This is a genomic window from Variovorax beijingensis (assembly GCF_003951285.1).
In the GTDB taxonomy this organism is placed as follows: Bacteria; Pseudomonadota; Gammaproteobacteria; order Burkholderiales; family Burkholderiaceae_C; genus Variovorax; species Variovorax beijingensis.
This window is the reverse complement of the sequence record NZ_RXFQ01000001.1, coordinates 57304-75293: the sequence shown is the minus strand read 5'-3', so window position 1 is coordinate 75293 and position 17990 is coordinate 57304. Positions and strand designations below refer to the sequence as shown.

Annotated in this window: 18 protein-coding genes and 1 pseudogene; 5 read left to right on the top strand and 14 right to left on the bottom strand. The window is 65.5% G+C overall.

Annotated elements, in window-relative coordinates:
• Nucleotides 1-3: 3 nt before the first annotated feature.
• Entirely contained in the window at nucleotides 4-1536 is a 1533-nt protein-coding gene (gene ntrC / locus EJO66_RS00405) for a nitrogen regulation protein NR(I) (RefSeq protein WP_124956829.1), read from the top strand.
• Between the two features lie 135 nt (nucleotides 1537-1671).
• Here ntrC and EJO66_RS00400 read toward each other — a convergent pair whose 3' ends face one another.
• Together EJO66_RS00400 and xth are read right to left on the bottom strand one after the other, a co-directional pair.
• Nucleotides 1672-2178 carry a hypothetical protein gene (locus EJO66_RS00400; protein WP_223262170.1) on the bottom strand — a complete coding sequence of 169 codons (507 nt, stop codon included), beginning with the start codon at nucleotides 2176-2178 and terminating at the stop codon, nucleotides 1672-1674.
• Between the two features lie 5 nt (nucleotides 2179-2183).
• Nucleotides 2184-2969, bottom strand: coding sequence for an exodeoxyribonuclease III (gene xth / locus EJO66_RS00395; RefSeq protein WP_124956825.1), 786 nt, complete (start codon nucleotides 2967-2969; stop codon nucleotides 2184-2186).
• Between the two features lie 284 nt (nucleotides 2970-3253).
• Here xth and tnpC point away from each other — a divergent pair.
• Together tnpC and EJO66_RS00385 are read left to right on the top strand one after the other, a co-directional pair.
• Nucleotides 3254-3809: pseudogene (gene tnpC / locus EJO66_RS00390) on the top strand (IS66 family transposase); the annotation flags it as partial.
• Nucleotides 3810-4544: 735 nt separating this feature from the next.
• Nucleotides 4545-4790: a hypothetical protein gene (locus EJO66_RS00385; protein WP_124956823.1), complete on the top strand. Its 246-nt coding sequence runs from the start codon at nucleotides 4545-4547 to the stop codon at nucleotides 4788-4790.
• Here EJO66_RS00385 and EJO66_RS00380 read toward each other — a convergent pair.
• From EJO66_RS00380 to EJO66_RS00345, 8 genes are all read right to left on the bottom strand, one after another.
• Complete coding sequence (locus EJO66_RS00380) at nucleotides 4766-5215, bottom strand: hypothetical protein (protein ID WP_124956821.1); 450 nt, start codon at nucleotides 5213-5215, stop codon at nucleotides 4766-4768. The two genes, EJO66_RS00385 and EJO66_RS00380, sit on opposite strands and share 25 nt — an antisense overlap.
• Nucleotides 5216-5539: 324 nt before the next feature.
• Complete coding sequence (locus tag EJO66_RS00375; RefSeq protein WP_124957486.1) at nucleotides 5540-5926, bottom strand: ester cyclase; 387 nt, start codon at nucleotides 5924-5926, stop codon at nucleotides 5540-5542.
• Between the two features lie 93 nt (nucleotides 5927-6019).
• Entirely contained in the window at nucleotides 6020-6574 is a 555-nt protein-coding gene (locus EJO66_RS00370; protein ID WP_124956819.1) for a VOC family protein, read from the bottom strand.
• 24 nt (nucleotides 6575-6598) lie between these two features.
• The gene (locus EJO66_RS00365) at nucleotides 6599-7369 is read right to left on the bottom strand and encodes an SDR family NAD(P)-dependent oxidoreductase (protein WP_124956817.1); all 771 of its coding nucleotides are present in this window, start codon (nucleotides 7367-7369) and stop codon (nucleotides 6599-6601) included.
• Entirely contained in the window at nucleotides 7362-8333 is a 972-nt protein-coding gene (locus EJO66_RS00360; RefSeq protein ID WP_125964443.1) for a Bug family tripartite tricarboxylate transporter substrate binding protein, read from the bottom strand. The genes EJO66_RS00365 and EJO66_RS00360 overlap by 8 nt, the downstream gene beginning before the upstream one ends.
• 38 nt (nucleotides 8334-8371) lie before the next feature.
• Nucleotides 8372-9154, bottom strand: a complete 783-nt coding sequence (locus tag EJO66_RS00355; RefSeq protein ID WP_124956813.1) for an SDR family NAD(P)-dependent oxidoreductase — start codon at nucleotides 9152-9154, stop codon at nucleotides 8372-8374.
• Nucleotides 9151-10212, bottom strand: coding sequence for a LacI family DNA-binding transcriptional regulator (locus EJO66_RS00350; protein ID WP_125964442.1), 1062 nt, complete (start codon nucleotides 10210-10212; stop codon nucleotides 9151-9153). The genes EJO66_RS00355 and EJO66_RS00350 overlap by 4 nt, the downstream gene beginning before the upstream one ends.
• Nucleotides 10209-10829: a carboxymuconolactone decarboxylase family protein gene (locus tag EJO66_RS00345; RefSeq protein ID WP_164547756.1), complete on the bottom strand. Its 621-nt coding sequence runs from the start codon at nucleotides 10827-10829 to the stop codon at nucleotides 10209-10211. Before EJO66_RS00345 ends, EJO66_RS00350 begins: the two co-directional genes overlap by 4 nt.
• A gap of 649 nt (nucleotides 10830-11478) precedes the next feature.
• Here EJO66_RS00345 and EJO66_RS00340 point away from each other — a divergent pair.
• Together EJO66_RS00340 and EJO66_RS00335 are read left to right on the top strand one after the other, a co-directional pair.
• A complete protein-coding gene (locus EJO66_RS00340) occupies nucleotides 11479-11835 on the top strand; it encodes a hypothetical protein (protein WP_125964440.1) in 357 nt (118 codons plus the stop codon).
• 48 nt (nucleotides 11836-11883) lie between these two features.
• Nucleotides 11884-14271 (top strand): DNA polymerase II, encoded by a 2388-nt coding sequence (locus EJO66_RS00335; RefSeq protein ID WP_125964439.1) that lies wholly within the window; start codon nucleotides 11884-11886, stop codon nucleotides 14269-14271.
• 124 nt (nucleotides 14272-14395) lie between these two features.
• Here EJO66_RS00335 and EJO66_RS00330 read toward each other — a convergent pair whose 3' ends face one another.
• The 4 genes from EJO66_RS00330 to EJO66_RS00315 all read right to left on the bottom strand — a co-directional run bounded on the left by EJO66_RS00330 (nucleotide 14396) and on the right by EJO66_RS00315 (nucleotide 17975).
• Entirely contained in the window at nucleotides 14396-15085 is a 690-nt protein-coding gene (locus tag EJO66_RS00330; RefSeq protein WP_124961528.1) for an amino acid ABC transporter permease, read from the bottom strand.
• The gene (locus EJO66_RS00325; RefSeq protein ID WP_124961527.1) at nucleotides 15085-15822 is read right to left on the bottom strand and encodes an amino acid ABC transporter permease; all 738 of its coding nucleotides are present in this window, start codon (nucleotides 15820-15822) and stop codon (nucleotides 15085-15087) included. The genes EJO66_RS00330 and EJO66_RS00325 overlap by 1 nt, the downstream gene beginning before the upstream one ends.
• 61 nt (nucleotides 15823-15883) lie before the next feature.
• A complete protein-coding gene (locus EJO66_RS00320) occupies nucleotides 15884-16789 on the bottom strand; it encodes a transporter substrate-binding domain-containing protein (RefSeq protein WP_240648496.1) in 906 nt (301 codons plus the stop codon).
• Nucleotides 16790-16805: 16 nt separating this feature from the next.
• Nucleotides 16806-17975 carry a trans-sulfuration enzyme family protein gene (locus EJO66_RS00315; RefSeq protein WP_125964438.1) on the bottom strand — a complete coding sequence of 390 codons (1170 nt, stop codon included), beginning with the start codon at nucleotides 17973-17975 and terminating at the stop codon, nucleotides 16806-16808.
• Between the last annotated feature and the right edge of the window lie 15 nt (nucleotides 17976-17990).

The following is a 17990-nucleotide window of genomic DNA, read 5'->3' as shown; positions in this document are numbered from 1 at the left end:
TGCATGAAGCCGATCTGGATAGTTGATGACGACCAATCGATCCGCTTCGTGCTGGAGAAGGCCCTTTTGCGCGAAGACCTGCCCACGCGCAGCTTCACCAACACGCGCGAGGTGCTGGCCGCCCTCGAACTCGCCGACGACGACGAACAGCAGGGCCCTCAGGTCCTGGTGAGCGACATCCGCATGCCCGGCGGTTCCGGGCTCGATTTGCTCGACAAGATCAAGGCCAAGCACCCGGGCCTGCCCGTCATCATCATGACGGCGTTTTCCGACCTCGACAGCGCCGTCTCGGCGTTCCAGGGCGGTGCCTTCGAATACCTGCCCAAGCCCTTCGACCTGCCGCGCGCCGTCGAGCTCATCCGCCGCGCCGTCGACGAAAGCCAGCGCGAGGAAGTGGCCGAAGAGCGCATGGTCGCCGCGCCCGAAATGCTGGGCCAGGCGCCCGCCATGCAGGACGTGTTCCGCGCCATCGGCCGCCTCTCGCAAAGCAACGTCACGGTGCTCATCACCGGCGAATCGGGCTCGGGCAAGGAACTGGTGGCGCGCGCGCTGCACAAGCACTCGCCGCGCGCCAACGGCCCCTTCGTGGCCATCAACACCGCCGCCATCCCCAAGGACCTGCTGGAGAGCGAGCTCTTCGGCCATGAGCGCGGCGCCTTCACCGGCGCGCAGACCATGCGGCGCGGCCGCTTCGAGCAGGCCGAGGGCGGCACGCTCTTTCTCGACGAGATCGGCGACATGCCCTTCGACCTGCAGACGCGCCTGTTGCGCGTGCTGAGCGACGGGCACTTCTACCGAGTGGGCGGCCACAACTCGGTCAAGGCCAACGTGCGCGTGATCGCGGCCACGCACCAGGACCTCGAGCAGCGCGTGAAGCTCGGGGGCTTTCGCGAAGACCTGTTCCACCGCCTCAACGTGATTCGCCTGCGCCTGCCGGCGCTGCGCGAGCGCGGCGAAGACGTGCCGGCGCTCACGCGCCACTTCCTGCAGGTGAGCGCGCGCCAGCTCGGCGTCGAACCCAAGCGCATTTCCGACGCGGCCCTGGCCAAGCTTGCTTCGTTCAGCTTTCCGGGCAACGTGCGCCAGCTCGAGAACATCTGCCATTGGCTGACCGTGATGGCGCCGGCCCAGCTGATCGAGGCCAAGGACCTGCCGCCCGAAGTCATGGCCGCGTCCGCCGGTGCGCCCGCGCAGGCCGCGGAAACGACCGCCGCGGCGGCGTCCTTGCAAGCCGTGGTGCAGCCATCGCCCAGCCTCGAGCGCGAAGCGGCACCGGCGAGCGGCGGCGTTGCACCGGAAGCCACTGAAGGTCTGGTGGGCGCAAGCAGCTGGGAGAGCGGCCTGGAGATCGAAGCCCAGGCGCTGCTCGCGGCCGGGCGCACCGACGTCTGGGATGTGCTGTCGCGCCGCTTCGAGTCGAGGCTGATCCTCACGGCGCTGGCCAACACCCGCGGCCGCCGGATCGAAGCCGCTCAGAAGTTGGGCATCGGCCGTAACACCATCACCCGCAAGATCCAGGAACTCGGGATCGAGTAGGCTGCCTTAGTAGGGAGGGCGGCTGGGGCCCTTTCAGGAACACCGCGGAACCGGCTTTGCCGGGCCGCTGGCGTTGCCCCCGGTAGGGGGGTGGCGTAGCGACACGAAGTGCGCGAAGACTGGGGGCGAGCCTATTTACCGGCTGCGCTGCCCCAGCGTCAGCGAGTCGAGCTGGAAGTTGCCGCTCTTGTCCCAGAGCCAGGTGTCCACATACGTGTGGCCGCCCAGGCGACCCGGGCTGGGCAGCGGCGACGCCGCCTTGATGAGTTCGGCGATCTTTCCCGGCACCTCGGGCGCATGGCCAGGAACGCGGCTGAACGTGACGTTCCTGACATTGCCTTCGGCATCGAGGTCGGTCTCGACCACCACCACCGCATAGACCAGCGGGGGAATCTTTCCCTTGTAGATGCGCTGCGGATAGGCCTTGTAGATCTGGCGCGCCCCGGTCTTGCGATAGGCCCGCACGGCAGGCGTCTGCGCGGTGATCAGCCGCACGGTGGGCACATCGCCCCTGGTGCCGGGCACCTCGTCGGTGGCGGAGGTGGGCGACTTGCCGTCGCCGGCCTTGTCCGCCGGCTTGAATGCGGAACAGGCACCGAGCGCGAGCGCCGCCGCAATGATCGTGAGGGTGCGGATGGTCATGGTCATCAAACTCCCTGGTCGAGATCGAGCACCACCGGGGCGTGGTCGCTCGGCTTTTCCCACTTGCGCGGCACGCGGTCGATGATGCAGCCTTTGGCGCGCGGCACCAGCGGCTCGCTCACCAGGATGTGATCGATGCGCAGGCCTCGGTTCTTCTGGTAGCCCAGCATCCGGTAGTCCCACCATGAAAAGCTTTTCTCGGGCTGCTCGAAAAGGCGGAAGCTGTCGACCAGGCCCAGCTGGAGCAGCGCCTTGAAATGCTCGCGCTCCTCGGTCGTGTGATGGATGGTTTCCGCCAGGCCCACGGGGTCGAAGCTGTCGCGGTCTTCCGGCGCGATGTTGAAGTCGCCGAGAAGTACCAGGTTCGGATGGGCTGCCATTTCCGCATGCAGCCATTCGCGCAGGGCGCGCAGCCAGCCCATCTTGTATTCGAACTTGTCGGTGCCCGGCGCCTGGCCGTTGACGAAGTAGCCGTTCACGATGCGCAGCGGACCCGCCGGCGCCTCGACCGTGGCCGCAATCACGCGGGACTGGTCGTCGGTGAAGCCGCCGATGTTCCTTGCCACGTCGCGCATCGGCGCGAGGCTCAGGATGGCGACGCCGTTGTAGGTTTTTTGCCCGAACACGGCGGCCTCGTAGCCAGCCGACTTGAGCACGTCGAGCGGAAACTTATCGTCGCTCATCTTGAGCTCCTGCAGGCAGAGCACGTCGACCGGGTTGGCAATCAGCCAGTCGAGCACATGCTGCAGGCGGGCAGTCAGGGAATTGACATTCCAGGTGGCTATTTTCATGAATTATGGTAACTTGTTGATTTTAAAAGGCTTTTTTAGGTGTTCGGAGCGCCTGTTTGGGTGCGTACCCGTTTTATGCTTCGCTGCACTTGGCCGCCGGGAACGAAGTTAGCCAGCTTAGCAAAAGCCTTCGACTTTGCCTTGTGGCGCCCCAGAGAGCACCTGGGGTATGCCTATGTCTACGACGAGAACGGCACCCTGATCGCGGAGGTGGGCAGCGGCGGCGCGAACAGCGCCGGGCAGGCGCAGTACATCTATCTGCCGACGGTGAACGGGCCGGTGCCGGTTGCCGCGGTCACGCGAGGCGCAAGTTCCACGAGCTCTGGGCCAATCATGGCAGCCAGGTCGGCGAGCAGGCGCTGAAGTTCTTCGGCGAACTCTACGCCGTCGAACGCGAGGTCGCCGAGTTGCAGCCTGAGGAACGAAGGCGAACACGACAGGAGAGATCGCGCAAGGTGGTCGATGCCCTGCAACAGTGGCCCGCGGGACAACGGCAGAGGGTGCCCGACGGCTCGGCCACGGCCAGGGCGATCGACTACAGCCTGAAACGCTGGAACGCGCTCACGCGCTACATCGACGACGGCGATCTGCCGGCGGACAACAAACTGGGTGGAAAACAAGATCAGGCCGATCGCCATCGGAAGATCCAACTGGTTGTTCGCCGGTTCGCTACGAGCAGGCCAGCGCGCCGCGGCCATCATGAGCTTGATCCAGTCAGCGAAGCTCAACGGACACGAGCCGCACGCGTACCTCAGCGACGTCCTCGAGCGCCTGCCCACGCAGCCCGCCAGTCGCGTCGCCGAGCTGCTGCCGCATCGCTGGGTGCCGCCGGCAGCCTGATCTGCGACTACAGTCAAGACGGGATCACCGCGCGCTTACAAAGCAGCGGCGAATCGCGCACGCGAACTAGGAGACCAAGTGGCACGGGAGTGATGAGGCGAACGGCCACGGTGGGCTTGACGGCGGGCCGCCTTTTGCAGATGACTGGTCGAGTGAATGTGCTGGCGCTCAGGGACTCGGCGTTCGGGATTCGCCTGACCGCTTTGCTGTGAGGCCCATTCCCTCTGTGATATTGCACTGGAGGCAACTAATTTGTATGTGCAAATTACATGAGCCGAAGCGCTGTGATGAGCCGCTTCGGCGACAAAGTGCGACGCGCAATGTTCGAGTTGAAAAGGCTCAAGTGCTGTTCTTAAGCAGCAGGATGCACGCCCCAGGCCCCTGGGGGGAGGTCAGTCTCTTGGCCGTTGACGCGACCTTCGTCGCGTGCTCTCGCTGGTGATTGAGCCAGGATCGTCGTACATCGGATTTGGCGTGCTATAGCGCTCTTCTCATCCTGATTGCCGCGCCGCTTCGAAAAGCCAGAGGAGTTCAATGCGAAAGTGCTGTCATTTCTTGGTAAGCACGCACCCTTGCCGGCAACATAGCTATCAACGGCACCGGCAATGCGTTGGACAACGTGCTGACCGGCAACAGCGCCGCCAACACTTTGACAGGCAATGCCGGCCATGGCGTCCTCGGCGGGCTGACAGGTGCCGACACGATGAAGGGGGCACTGGCGATGACACCTACTACGTGGACAACGCCTCGGATGTGGTGACGGAGCTGGGCGGCGAGGGCAACGACACGGTCCTGTCGAGCCTGACGCACACCTTGGTGGTCAACGTTGAGAACCTGCGCCTCAATGCCGCGGGCGCCATCAACGCCACCGGCAACACGCTGGACAACATCCTGTACGCGGGCGCCGGCAACAACATCCTCAACGGCTTGAGCGGTCTGGACACCGCCTCCTACTTCTACGTGTCCGTCGGACGAAGCTGAACTGCACGTTCGAGGCTGTCGAGGAGGAGGGGAGAGCTGGCAGGAAGTACCTGACCCGGCGGGTGACCGCCCGAGCTGGATTGGGGTCCTGTGCCCCAATCGTCATCGTCCAATTCCTCGTCCGTCAGTTCGTCCTCGTCGTCGAGGTACTCGCGCGCTGGGGGACGCGGTGCATGCAACGCGGTCGCAAGCGTTTGCCATTCGACAAACGACAGCTTCAGTTCGCCAATCAGCTCGGTCAGCACGGTCGCCGTGGTCTCGGCATCCGCCGTCGAGTACTCGAGCTGAATCGCGCGGCCGGCCATCAGCGCTCGTGCTTGCAAGGCCCGGCCATCAGTTCCTGTATCGGCCGGCACTGCGGCCGAATCAAACGCGGCCCACGATCGAATTGCGCAACATACGCCGGTTCTTTCAACGTCATTCAAAACTCCTTCGTTGTCGACACGTCGTCTCGGGAAAGCGGTGCGCGCGCTTAAATGCCCGAGGACGACAAGCGTCGGAAGAAGAGATCTGCGTTGAACGAAGGGAGATGGAAAGCGGCCCTTTTCTACTCGCGCGCAAGTAAGGTTGGCACCTGGCCGCGCAGTCTAGCGTAGCCGTTGGCTGGCAAACAACAGCGCGCAGGGCAGGGTGCCGGCGGCCAGTCGTTATCGTGGTTTGCATAAATGCCCGTTTATCGGTTTTGGAGGCATTTGCGCGCATGCCCTCATCTTCGTAAAAAGCCGGGCTCTTGCAATGCGCGTGATGGTTCAGTTCAGTCCGAGCGCTCGCAGTTTCGCATCGGCAGCGGAGTAGGGCCGTTCGCACACGATCTTGTCGGAGTTCGGCGCGAACTCGAAGGTCGCCACCATGCGGATGCGGAATTTTCGACCGGTGGCGTCGAACACTTTGCCATTGGCATGCAGCGGTCCGAGGTGCGTTCCACTGAGCCAGAACTCAACAAGCACGGTGTCCTGGTCGGCGGCGATGGCGATGATCTCGTTGGCCAGGTCGGGAAACGGCGTGCGTGAGCTCCTGAAATAGCCGCGCACTTCTTCCTCGCCGTCGAACACCACGCCGCTTCCGTGCATCTCGTAGCGAGGATGCTGGAACGTGTCGATCACGCCGTCCCACTCCTGCGTGCATTCGAGCGCCATGTGATCGCGCACCGTCTTGATTCGTGCCGCTTGAAGCGTTGCTGTCTCCACGGAGTCTCCTGCTTGTTGTTGAATGGGGATGAACCGCGACCGTCATGGTGTGGGCGCGGCGGCGGTTGCGCCCATGCGACGGATCGGATTCGTGCCGTCCCAACCCTCGGCCGCGCGCCTGATCTCGCGGAAGTATTCGCCCTTGCCGCCGGCCATCTCGGAGATTTCGAACATGCCACTGGGCAGGTCGGGATGGACGAAGTAGGCGAAGCGACCGCGCATCCCCATGCGGCCGCTGTGGCCCTCGATGTAGCCCATCGAGAGCAGATGTTGCACGGCTTTGTCGAGGCCGTCGTCGGTCCAGTAGGCCAGGTGCTGGGCGCCTTCGCCACCGCGGCGCAGCGAATCGAGGTAGAGCGACGGCGCGTCGTCACGCTGCTGGATCAGTTCGATCTGCAGGTCGCCGGAATTGGCCAGTGCAATGGACAACCTGGGCAAGCGCGATGGCTTGCCGTAGTAGGTGAACTCGGTCGTGCCGACTTCTTCCTTGTAGAACCACGGACCCACGGCCAGCGTGCGTGACCAGTGGGCCATGGCTTTCTCGATGTCGTGGACGACATAGCCGATCTGGCGGGCGCTGCCGAACAGCATGCTCATTGAATGGACTCCTTGGTGATGCCGTCAGCGCATGTACGCGCCGCCGTTGACGTCGAGCGTGGCCCCCGTCATGAAAGACGACAGGTCGGACGCCAGATAAAGGCACGCGCCCGCAATGTCTTCGGGCTGGCCCACGCGGCCCAGCGGGAATGTCTTGCCCAGTGCGTGCTTGTTGTCGTCGGAGTTCGCCCCGCGCGAGAAGTCCGTCATGATCAAACCGGGCGTAACGGCGTTGGCGCGTACGCCCTGCGGTCCCAGCTCCTTGGCGATGGCTCGCATGAAGCCCAGCACGCCGGCCTTGGCGGCGCAGTAGTGGCTGCCGCCGAACACGCCGCCTCCTTGCTGCGCGGACATCGACGAGATGCAGATGATCGAGCCGCTGCGTTGCTCGACCATGGTGGGGATCACGCACTGCGCCATCTGCAGCGTGCCGCGCAAGGCAATGGACACGACCTGCTCGAAGTCCTCGGCGGTCACTTCGAGCACGCCGCGCTTCTGCGTGATGGCGGCGTTGTTCACCAGCACGTCGATGCGGCCCGCCCATTGCAGCGCGCGCGCCACGGCCGACGCGCAGGCGCCGGCATCGCGCACATCGCAGCCGATTCCGAGGTGTGCCGGGCCGATCGATCGGGCGGCCGCCTGTGCCTGGTCTTCGTCCAGGTCGAGCAGCGCCACACGGGCGCCGTGCCGGGCGAACAGCCGCGCGGTCGCCAGGCCGATGCCGCGCGGGCGCGACGCACCGGTGACCAGGGCCACGCGGCCCTGCAGCAGGGGGAGGAGGGCGGCGTCACTCATTGCTGATGTTCGCGGCCTTGGCGATCTGCTTCCAGCCCTCGATGTCCGCAGCGGTCATGGTGCGCAACTCGTCGCCGCCGACGAAGGCGGCCGTGATGCCCAGGTCCAGCAGGCGTGTCTTCACGTCGGGCATCTCGAGCACCTGCTTGAGCGCGGCGGAAAGCTTGCCGACGATGGGCTTGGGCGTGGCGGCGGGGGCGTACAGCGCCCAGCGCAACGCACCCATGCGCTTGCCCGCGAAATCGATGCCCTCGTCGTCGTAGCTCGACACGTCGGGCAAGCTGGGCGAGCGCGAGGTGCAGGCGGTGATCGCCTTCACCTTGCCGGACTTCACCATCGGCGAACCCGATGCCATGTCCACGTAAGCCAGCTTGACGTGGCCGCCCAGCATGTCGGTCTGGATCTGCACCACCGACCTGTAGGGGATGTGGCTCATCTGCGCCTGCGTGCGCAGGTTGAACAGCTCTCCGCAGAAATGGCCGGTCGAGGCGATACCCCAGCTGGCGTACTGCACGCTGCCCGGCGACTTTTTGGCCAGCGCGATGAGTTCCTTGGCGTTGTTCGCTGGGAAGTCGTTGGTTGCGATGAGAAGGATCGAGGCGGTGCCGACCTGGCCGATGGGGGCGAAGTCTTTGACCGAGTCGTACGAGAGCTTGGGATTGCTCGCGGGCAGCAGCACGTGCGTGGTCGCACCGCCGATGCCGATCGTGTAGCCGTCGGCCGGCGCCTTGGCGACGAAATCGGTGGCGATGGCACCGCTGGCACCCGGCTTGTTGTCCATCACGAAGACGCCCTTGATCAGCGGTGCCATCTTGTCGGCCAGCAACCGGCCGAGCGCGTCGCCACCGCTGCCCGCCGCCGAGATCAGGACGAAGCGAATCGGCCGCGTCGGATACTCCGAGGGCGTTTCGGCATGGGCGGCGAACGCGAGGCCCGCGAGCGCTGCAATCCACAGTCTGCGCATGGTGTTGTCTCCTTGTCGTTGATGGTTCGGATACGCGCCTACAGGGACAGCCCGCCGTCGACCAGCAGCTCCAGGCCCGTCACGTAGCTCGATTCGTCGGAGGCGAGGAACAGCGCCGCATTCGCCACGTCCCACGCCGTGCCCTGGCGGCCCATGGGGCAACGCGCGTTGCGCATCTCGCGGCCCGCCTGCGCCCCTTTCTCGTCCTTGAAGAGGGCGGCGGCATGCGGGGTGTCGATCAGGCCCGGCACGATCACGTTGCAGCGCACCTGGTGCTGCGCGTACTGGCGGGCCACAACGCGCGTCATGTGGTTCAGCGCCGCCTTGGAGGTGCTGTACGACAGGAACTGCATCGGGCTCCACTTGCGGCTCGCGATGGAGGAGATGTTGATGATGGAGCCACCGCCCTGGCGGATCATGTGCGGCACCACCTCGCGCGCCGTGAGCATGGGGCCCTTGAGATTGATGGCATGTACGCGGTCCCAGGATTCCTCTGTGACCTCGAGCAGATCGCCGAATTCTTCGATGCCGACGTTGTGGTGCAGCACGTCGATGCGGCCGAAGCGCGCGATGCAGTGGTCCACCATTTGCCCGATCTGTTCGCTGCTACGCACATCGGCCTCGAAGGCTTCGGCGATGCCGCCGATGTCATGAATGCGCTGCACCGACGCCGCAGCGGCTTGCAGCGACCGGTCGGCACAGATCACCGTCGCGCCTTCGCGGGCGAAGGTGACGGCGCAGGCAGCGCCGTTGCTGATGTCGCTGCCGATGGAGCCGGCGCCGACCACGAGGACCACCTTGTCCTTGAGGCGCTGCGTCATGGGGCCGTTCTCGTTTTCTTGCGGGCGACGACGGCATCGGTGGCCGTCTTGGCGACCGGACCGCAGGATTCGCGCAGCACCATCTGCGTGGTCAGCAGGATGCGTTCCTGCTCAAGCGGTGCCGTGCTGTCCAGCCGCCGCAGCAGCAATTCGGCCACGGCGGTGCCGACCGCTTCCAGGTCCCAGGTCAGCGAGGTGATTGCCGGGCTGAAAAGCTGCGACAGGTCGGTGTCACCGATGCTGACGACGCTGACGTCATCGGGCGCCAGGCGGCCCGAGTGACGCAGCGCCTGCAGCACGCCCGACAGGATGCGGGTGCCCAGGCAGAGGAAGGCCGTGGGCGCCGCGGGCGAGCCCAGCAGCGAGAGTGCCTCGCTGAAGGCGAAGTCCATCGCCGACTTCTCCGCGCGGATCAGCTTGGGGTCGGGCTGCAGGCCACGCTCCGCAAAGGCATCCCCGTAGCCCACGATGCGCTCGCGGCCCGGACGCAGCACGCTGCCGGGCGTCAGCAGCGCGATGCGCGTGTGGCCCAGGTTCAGCAAGTAGCGCGTGGCTTGAAGGGCGCCGTGATAGTGGTCGACGTGCACGCCCGCGTTGTCGCCCTGGAAGTCGCGGTCGAGCGCGATAACCGGGCCGTCCGCCGCCAACTGGTCGAGGTACGCCGGGGTCTCAGCCTGGCAGGGGCCGAGGATGAGCCCGTCGACACGGCGGCGCCGGAACAGGTCGACCAGCGTTTTCTCCCGCTGCTCGTCGTTGTGGGTGCTGGCCACCAACAGCGCATAGCCGGCCGTCAGCAGGCGCGATTCGACCGCCGTGATGATCCGCGCATACAGGGGATTGGCCAGGTCCGACACCAGCAGCCCGACCACGCCCGTGGAGCGGGTCCGCATGCTTTGCGCCACCGAGTCGGGGGTGTAGCCGAGGTCGCGTGCCGCCTTGGTGACCGCCGCAATGGCCTGCTCGCTGACGCGGCCCGTGCGGTTCAGCGCGCGCGACGCGGTGCCGATGGCCACACCGGCGGCCTTGGCCACTTCGCGGATGGTGACCTTGGCCTTCATGCCGGCACCTTCGCTTGCGCAAGCGGGGGAGAAAAGAGTGCGGCGCCTTGCTCCAGCGGCACGGCCGCGCTGTTCAGAAAAAAGGCGGCCATGTGATAGAAGCTCGGCGCGAAGATGAGTTCGATTACCTGTTCCTGCGGCCAGCCCGCGCAAAGCGACTGCCAGGTCTGATCGGACACGGTGGAATGGTGGTGCAACTCGTCCACCATCCGAACGATCAGGCGCTCCTTGTCGGCCCATCGCGCCGGCGACAGCGCTCGCCAGTCGACGCTGTCGGTGAGCTCGCGGACCTGCGCCGCATCAAGCCCGCATTTGTCCGCGTAGATGCTGACGTGCATGCCCCATTCGTACTCGGACCGCGTGAGCGCGCCGGTGCGGATGATCGCAATCTCGCGGTCGCGCTCGGGCAGCGCGCACTGGAACAGCACCACGTGAGCCATCGCCTGGAACGCGGGGCCGAGCTTGCTGTGATTGGCAAGCGCCAGCCGAAGGTTCAAGGGCGACAGGCCTTTGAACGCGCTGCTTTGTATGGCTGCGGCGACCTCAGGTTCGTAGGGCGGTGGTCGCAACGGCAGTCGTGTGGAAGGCGCGAGGGTGGTGGATGCTGAGCCGGTCATGGCCAAAGTTTGATGCGACTGTGGAAACGTTTCTACAGTGATAACCCTGAACCCCAGAGGGAACCATGCATCAAGAGTGAAGAAGGATTTGAGTATGGAGAAAACGGTTCCACACATGGGCAGTTGCAACGGAGGGCTGGCCGGCTAACCGCTGCAGCAGTTGTCCCGATGAAGGCACCTGCCCGACGCTTGGTTCGAAGATGGGCAGGCCGATGCAAGGCCTGTTTCGAATCTCCGTCACGGTTGAGCGTGATTCGACCACCGACATGTCAATGCCACTTCTCGATGGTTATGCCCTAGGCAGAGCAGCGCACCGGCTCCGTCGGATTCGACTGCCAATCCCACGCGTGCGCACGCATGGCCGTGGCCCTGCGGTATTTGGCCAATCGCTCGTGCGTCCTTCCTTTGTAAACGCCCACTTGTCGTCGGTTCGTGTGCTCGTGGGCCACGGGGGAGGCCGCGATCTGACCGTAGATGTCAGGGGCTGTTTTGCAGCGCAAGCGGACTGTCGTTGGTCAAAGCTGGACTTTCGAGTTCGGCCGGGTAGGCACCTGTGGTGAGTTCTGATTCCCGCCGGTAAATGCGCGCTCGTTGCTCGGATACCATCCTGTCGACGCACTTCCCCCTCACAGCACGACGACTCGATGACATGCGTACCGCCATTTATTACTCGCTGATGCTCCTGCTCGGATTTGCCTGGTACAAGTTCGGGCAAAACTTACTTCGGAAGGGGCGTTGGGATGAGAACGGCGAACGCACCGAAGGACTTGTAGGGCCGGTGGGATTGCTCGTGACTGCCGTCCTGACCTGCTACTTCTTGTTTGAGTTTTTGCGCGCGCTGGTTCGGGGTGAGGTGCCATGCGTCGGCAAGGCTTGCAGGATGCAGGTCTACACCCTGGCGGCAAATGCTGGCGACTACTGGGCCAACATGTTTTTCCTCGCCTGGATGGTGCTTGGCTTGAGCTATGCGGTGTACGTGACGCTCAAGATTTGGTTCCGAACGTAGAGCTGCTGGAGGGGTGGCAAACTGCGACGCGTGCCCGAATCTTCTCTCGTGACATCCACCGAACTCAAGGGCTTCATCCTCACGCGCCACTGGCGTGACGCGCCCGCCGGCACGGAGATCGAGTACTGGCTGGCGACCGATGCGGGGCCGAGGAAAGTGGTCCTGACTTCCCGGAGCAGCGTCGCGTTCGTTGCCGCCCGGCACCGGGCGGCGGTCGAAGCCCACCTTGCGGCCATGCCGGGCGTGCAGCTGCGTGAGCTCGAACTCAAGACCTTCCACCAGGAAGCTGTCCTCGGTGTCTACGCGACGCACTTCCGCCAGCTCGGTCGGTTGGCACGCGACCTCCAGGCACAGGACATTCCCCTGCTCGAGGCCGACGTGCGCCCGCACGACCGCTACCTGATGGAACGCTTCATCACCGCCGGCGTGCGGGTGGAAGGTGGGCGGACAGAGCGCGCCACCATCGTCGACTGCAAGCTCAAGCCGGCGCCCGAATACCGGCCCGTGCTGAAGGTCGTGTCACTGGACATCGAGACGAGCCAGGACGAAGCGCTCTATTCCATTGCGCTGGACGGCACGCCGGAGCGTGTCGTCTTCATGCTGGGCGAGCCGCCATCGGACGTGCCCGCTGAACCGAGTGAGCCCGCGGCTTTCTCGCTCGTCTATTGCCCGTCCCGCAAGGCCATGCTCGAGAAGCTCAACGATTGGTTCGAGCGGAACGACCCCGACGTGGTCATCGGCTGGAATGTCATCCAGTTCGACCTGCGCGTACTGCAGAAGACAGCCAACGACTGCGGCGTGCAGCTGCTCCTGGGGCGGGAGCGCCGCCCCATCGAATGGCGAACCCATCCGGGCAAGCAGGGCTACCTGTTCGCGCCTGTGCCGGGCCGGGTCGTCATCGACGGCATCGACGCACTCAAGGCCGCGGTGTGGAGCTTCCCGTCCTTCAGCCTCGAGACCGTCTCGCAGGCGCTGCTCGGTGAAGGCAAGGCCATCGGCGACGAATACGACAAGATGGCCGAGATCGAGCGGCGCTACCAGCAAGACAAGCCTGCGCTCGCGCTCTACAACATCCGGGACTGCGAGCTGGTCCTGCGCATCTTCGACAAGGCGAAGCTGCTGCAGTTCGTGATGGAGCGGGCCCAGACCACGGGCCTGCAGGCCGACCACTTCGGCGGCTCCATTGCCGCGTTCAGCCACCACTACATGCCGCGGATGCACCGCCTCGGCTATGTGGCGCCGAATGTGGGCGAGATCCCGAGCAAGGCCTATCCCGGCGGGTACGTGATGGACTCGAAACCGGGGTTCTACGACTCCGTCGTGGTGCTGGACTACAAGAGCCTCTACCCTTCGATCATCCGGACCTTCCTGGTCGATCCGGTGGGCCTCGTCGAGGGCTCGAACGCCAGCGAAGAGCCGGCCACGCTCGTCAAGGGACCACAGGGGACCGTCTTTTCGCGCGGCAAGCACTGCCTGCCAGAGATCGTGACCACCCTCTGGCGCGCCCGGGACGAGGCCAAGCGGGCGAAGAACGAGCCGCTGTCGCAAGCGCTGAAGCTGCTCATGAACTCCTTCGCCGGCGTGCTGGGTGCGGCCGAGTGCCGGTTCTTCAATCCCGAGCTGGTGTCCGCCGTCACCCTTCGCGGGCACGAGATGATGAAGCTCACGCGCGAGTTCGTCGAGAAGCGGGGCTACGAGGCCATCTATGGCGATACCGACTCCATCTTCATCTGGCTCAAGCGCACCCACACCAACGAGGAGGCGCACGCCGTCGCGGCCAGCCTGGCGGCCGACATCAACGGCTGGTGGACCCGCACGCTGCGCGAGGAGCAGGGCCTGGAGAGCTTTCTCGAAATCGAGGTCGACACCCACTACAGGAAGTTCTTCATGCCCACCATCCGTGGCTCGGAGGTCGGCAGCAAGAAACGCTACGCCGGCCTCAGTGCCGATGCCGCGGGCAAGGAGGAGATGGTGTACCGCGGCCTGGAGATGGCGCGCAGCGACTGGACCCCGCTCGCGCGGCAGTTCCAGGAGGGCCTGCTTTCACGCATCTTCCAGGGCGCGCCGTACAAGGAGTTCGTGACCGACTATGCGAGGTCGACGCTGGCGGGTGCCAAGGACGACCTGCTCATCTACCGAAAGCGCCTGCGCCATCGGCTCGACGCCTACCTGGTCAACGTGCCGCCGCAGGTCCGGGCCGCTCGGATCGCCGATGAGCACAACGGCCGCATCGGTCGGCCCAAGCAGTATCAGAAAGGCGGCTGGATCCAATACGTCATGACGCGGAACGGGCCGGAGCCGCTGGAAACCCGCCATTCGCGCATCGACTACGAACACTACCTCACCAGGCAGCTCCAGCCTATTGCCGATGCCATCCTTCAACCCATTGGAGAGAGCTTCATGGCCTTGACGACTTCACAGCGCGGGCTCTTCTAGACCGGCTCAGACCTTCCGAGCGCCTGGCCTTCTTGCGACTGGCCAAGCTGCGCACCCGACGGCGACATGGGCCGCGTGTTTCGCTCCCCTTGCCGCATCGCCTGGAGCCGACGCCGACGCCGACTCAGGCGGCCGATGCGGTCTTGCGCCGCTGCAGCCAGGTCACCCACCACGCCCCCGCCGTGCACAGGACCAGGTAGACGACGGCGACCAGGATGTAGACCTCGACCACGCGCCCGTCGCGCTGGCCCACCTTGCTTGCCGCGCCGAGAAAATCGTTCAGGCTGATCACGTAGACGAGCGAGGTGTCCTTGAGCAGCGCGATGGTCTGGTTGATCAGCGACGGCGTCATGTTGCGAAACGCCTGCGGCAGGATCACGTGCCGCAGCGCCTGCCATGGCGTCATGCCGAGCGACTGCGCCGCCTGCATCTGACCTGCGCGCACGCTGGCGATGCCGGCGCGGATGATCTCGCAGTAGTAGGCCGACTCCGCGAGCACGAAGGCCACCAGTGCCGCATAGATGGGGCCGACCGAGAGGTTGGGGTCTCCGGTCACGGACCGCAGCACCACGGGCATGAGGAAGTAGATCCACAGGATCGTGAGGATCAGCGGAATCGAGCGGAACAGGTTCACGTAGCCGGCCACGAGGGCCGCGACCGGACGCGGCGCGAAGATCCGCGTGATGGCCAGCAGCGTTCCGAGCCCGATGCCCGCCGCCATCGCGGCCGCGACAAGGAAGGCCGTCATCTGCAGGCCCTGCATCAGGTAGGGCCAGGCGCGCTGCAGGGCCGCCCAGTCGAAGTCGTAGCCCATCAGGCGGCTCCCAGCAGGCCCGGAACGCGCGCCCGGTGCTCGATGCGGCGCATCAGCACGATCACGCCATAGGTGATCGCCATGTAGACGAGCGTCGCGGCAATGAAGGCCTCGAACGGATGGGCGCTGAACTCACTGAGCTGGCGCGTCTGGCCCGTCAGTTCCATGAGCCCGATGGTGAGCGCCACGGCCGAGTTCTTGAACACGTTCAGGAAATCCGAGGTCAGTGGCGGAATGACGATGCGCAGCGCCTGCGGCAGGATCACGTGCCGGTAGGCTGCCGCGGTTCCGAGGCCGAGTGCCATGGCCGCCTGCTTCTGGCTGCGCGGTACCGACTCGATGCCCGCGCGCACCTGCTCGGCCGCCTTGGCTGCCGTGTAGAGCGTGAGCGCCACCAGCGCGGTGAGGAACTGGTTCGCCGTCGGGTTCATCTGCTTGAGCGCATCGCCCCAGTCGACCGGCAGCAGTTCCGGCACCACGAAGTACCAGAGGAACAGCTGGACCAGCAGCGGCGTGTTGCGGAAGCAGTGGATGTACACCGTCGACAGGTAGCGCGCGGTCCGGCCGGGCAGCGTTCTTGCGACGCCGGCGGCGAGGCCGATCCCCAGCGCCAGCGTCCAGGCCAGCAGCGACAGCAGCACGGTCCACAGCAAGCCGCGCAGCAGCATCAGGCCGTACAGGCCCTCGCCCGTGACCGAGGGCTTGAGAAAGATCAGCCAATCCCAGGAGTAGTGCATCGTGCGGGGTGTTCAGGGGAAAGTGTCTTGGCGCAGTCGTGCAGCGGGCGAGGGCGCCCGCTCACAGGGGCTGGTCGCTCGGGTGGCGCACGAGTTCCTGCATGTCGGAAGACATCGGAAAGCCGATCGTGACGCTGCCCTTCACGGCGATCGGCTTGAGGAAGTACTTCTCGTACAGCGCCGAGAACTCGCCCGAGCGCATCATCCCGGTGATCACGCCGTCGACGACCTTCTTGAAGGCCGTGTCGCCCTTGCGCAGCATGCAGCCGTAGGCTTCTTTCTGCTGGGGCACGCCGACCACTTCCCAGTCGGCGGGTTTGCGGGCGCGCGCGATGTTGCTGTAGAGAATGATGTCGTCCTGTGTGGCCGCCACGGCCCGGCCGGTCTCGACGGTCAGGAAGTTCTCGTTGATGTCCTTGGCCAGGATGATGTTGATGCCCCACTTGTTCTTCTCGTTGAGCTGCCGCAGCATGCGCTCGGCCGTGGTGCCCGCGCTCACGACCACGTTCTTGCCCACGAGATCGGACCAGTGCTTGATGCCCGAGTTCTTGCGCACCAGCAGGCGTGCGCCAACCACGAAGAAGGTGGTCGAGAACGACACCTGGTTCTGCCGCTCGGCGTTGTTGGTGGTGGAGCTGCACTCCAGGTCGACCGTCTGGTTGGCCACCAGCGGGATGCGCGTCTGCGGCGTGACTTCCAGCGTCCTGACCTCGAGCCTGGCGAGCTTGAGATCCTTCTTCACCTGCTCGACCACGCGCTGCGAGATCTCCCACGCGAAGCCTGCCTGCTTGTTGTTGTCGTCCAGGTAGTTGAACGGAATCGAGGCGCCGCGCGTGGCCACCGTGAGGGTGCCGGTGTCCTTGATCTTCTTGAGCGTGCCGTCCAGCGGCTGCGCGCTGGCGGCGGCTGCGCACAGCGCAAGGCCGGCGGCAAGGAAGGGGCGGATCATGGGCTGGATGAGAGGCATCGGGGGGCTCCGGAGATCAAAGGGTGGAACTCTTCTGGAAGGCGCCCAGTGCGCCCAGCAGTTCGTCGAGCAGCGCTTGCGGGTCCTGCAGGCCGATGGACAGGCGAATGACGGGACCATGCACGTCGCAAAATCTGCGCCGGACCAGCTCTTCCGCCGGATAGAAGGCGGCGATGCTGCGTACGCCGCCCCAGCTCGCGCCGATGGAGAAGTGCTCGAGCTCGCGGAACATCGCCCGGTAGGCGTCGTAGGGCGCTTCCACGAGCTGCAGCGACATCACGCATCCCGCCTGCCTGAAGTCGCGCGCCCACAGGCCATGGTCCGGTGCGCCGGGCAATGCGGGAAAGAGCATCCGGCGCACCAGGGGATGCGCCGCGAGGCTTGCGGCGATCAATTGCGCGCTCGCGGCCTGGCGTTCCATGCGCACCTGCATCGTGTCGAGGCCGCGGGCCACCAGGAAGCAGTCCTCGGGGCTCACGGCGAGCCCCATCAGCGACTGCAGGCCGCGCACCGACCGGTACAGCTTCTCGTCGTTGGTGGCGATGCTGCCCATCAGCACGTCCGAGTGGCCGCCCATGTATTTGGTGCAGGCATGGATGCACAGGTCCACGCCGTGCGCCAGCGCTGCGAAGCCCAGCGGGCTCGCCCAGGTGTTGTCGATCGCGGTCAGCACACCGCGGGCGCGGGCTGCGGCGGTGATGGCCGGCACGTCTTCGACTTCCATCGTCACGGTGCCGGGCGACTCCAGCCAGATCAGGCGCGTGCAGGGGCGGATGAGCCGCTCGATGTCGGCGCCGATGCGCGGCGGGTAGAACTCCACCTCGACGCCGAGCGCCTGCAGCCGTTCGACCGCGAAGGCCTTGGCGAGGCCGTACGCAGCATCGGTCATCAGAAGATGGTCGCCCTTCTTGAGCAGCGCCAGCAGCGCACCGCAGATGGCCGCCTGCCCCGAAGGGAAGACCACGCAGTGCGCGGCGCCGTCCAGTTCGGCGATGCGCGTTTCGAGGGCGCGCTGCGTGGGGGTGCCGGTGGTGCCGTAGCTGAAGCCGTCCGGCAGGCGGGTGCGGCGATTGACGAAGTCGTCGAGCGAATTGAAGACGACCGTGGAGGCGCGCCACACGGGTGGTGCCAGGCTGGCGAATGCGCCTGCGGCGGAGGTGTCGAGAGTGGGAATCGGAGCGTTCACGATGGGCTTGGGCCT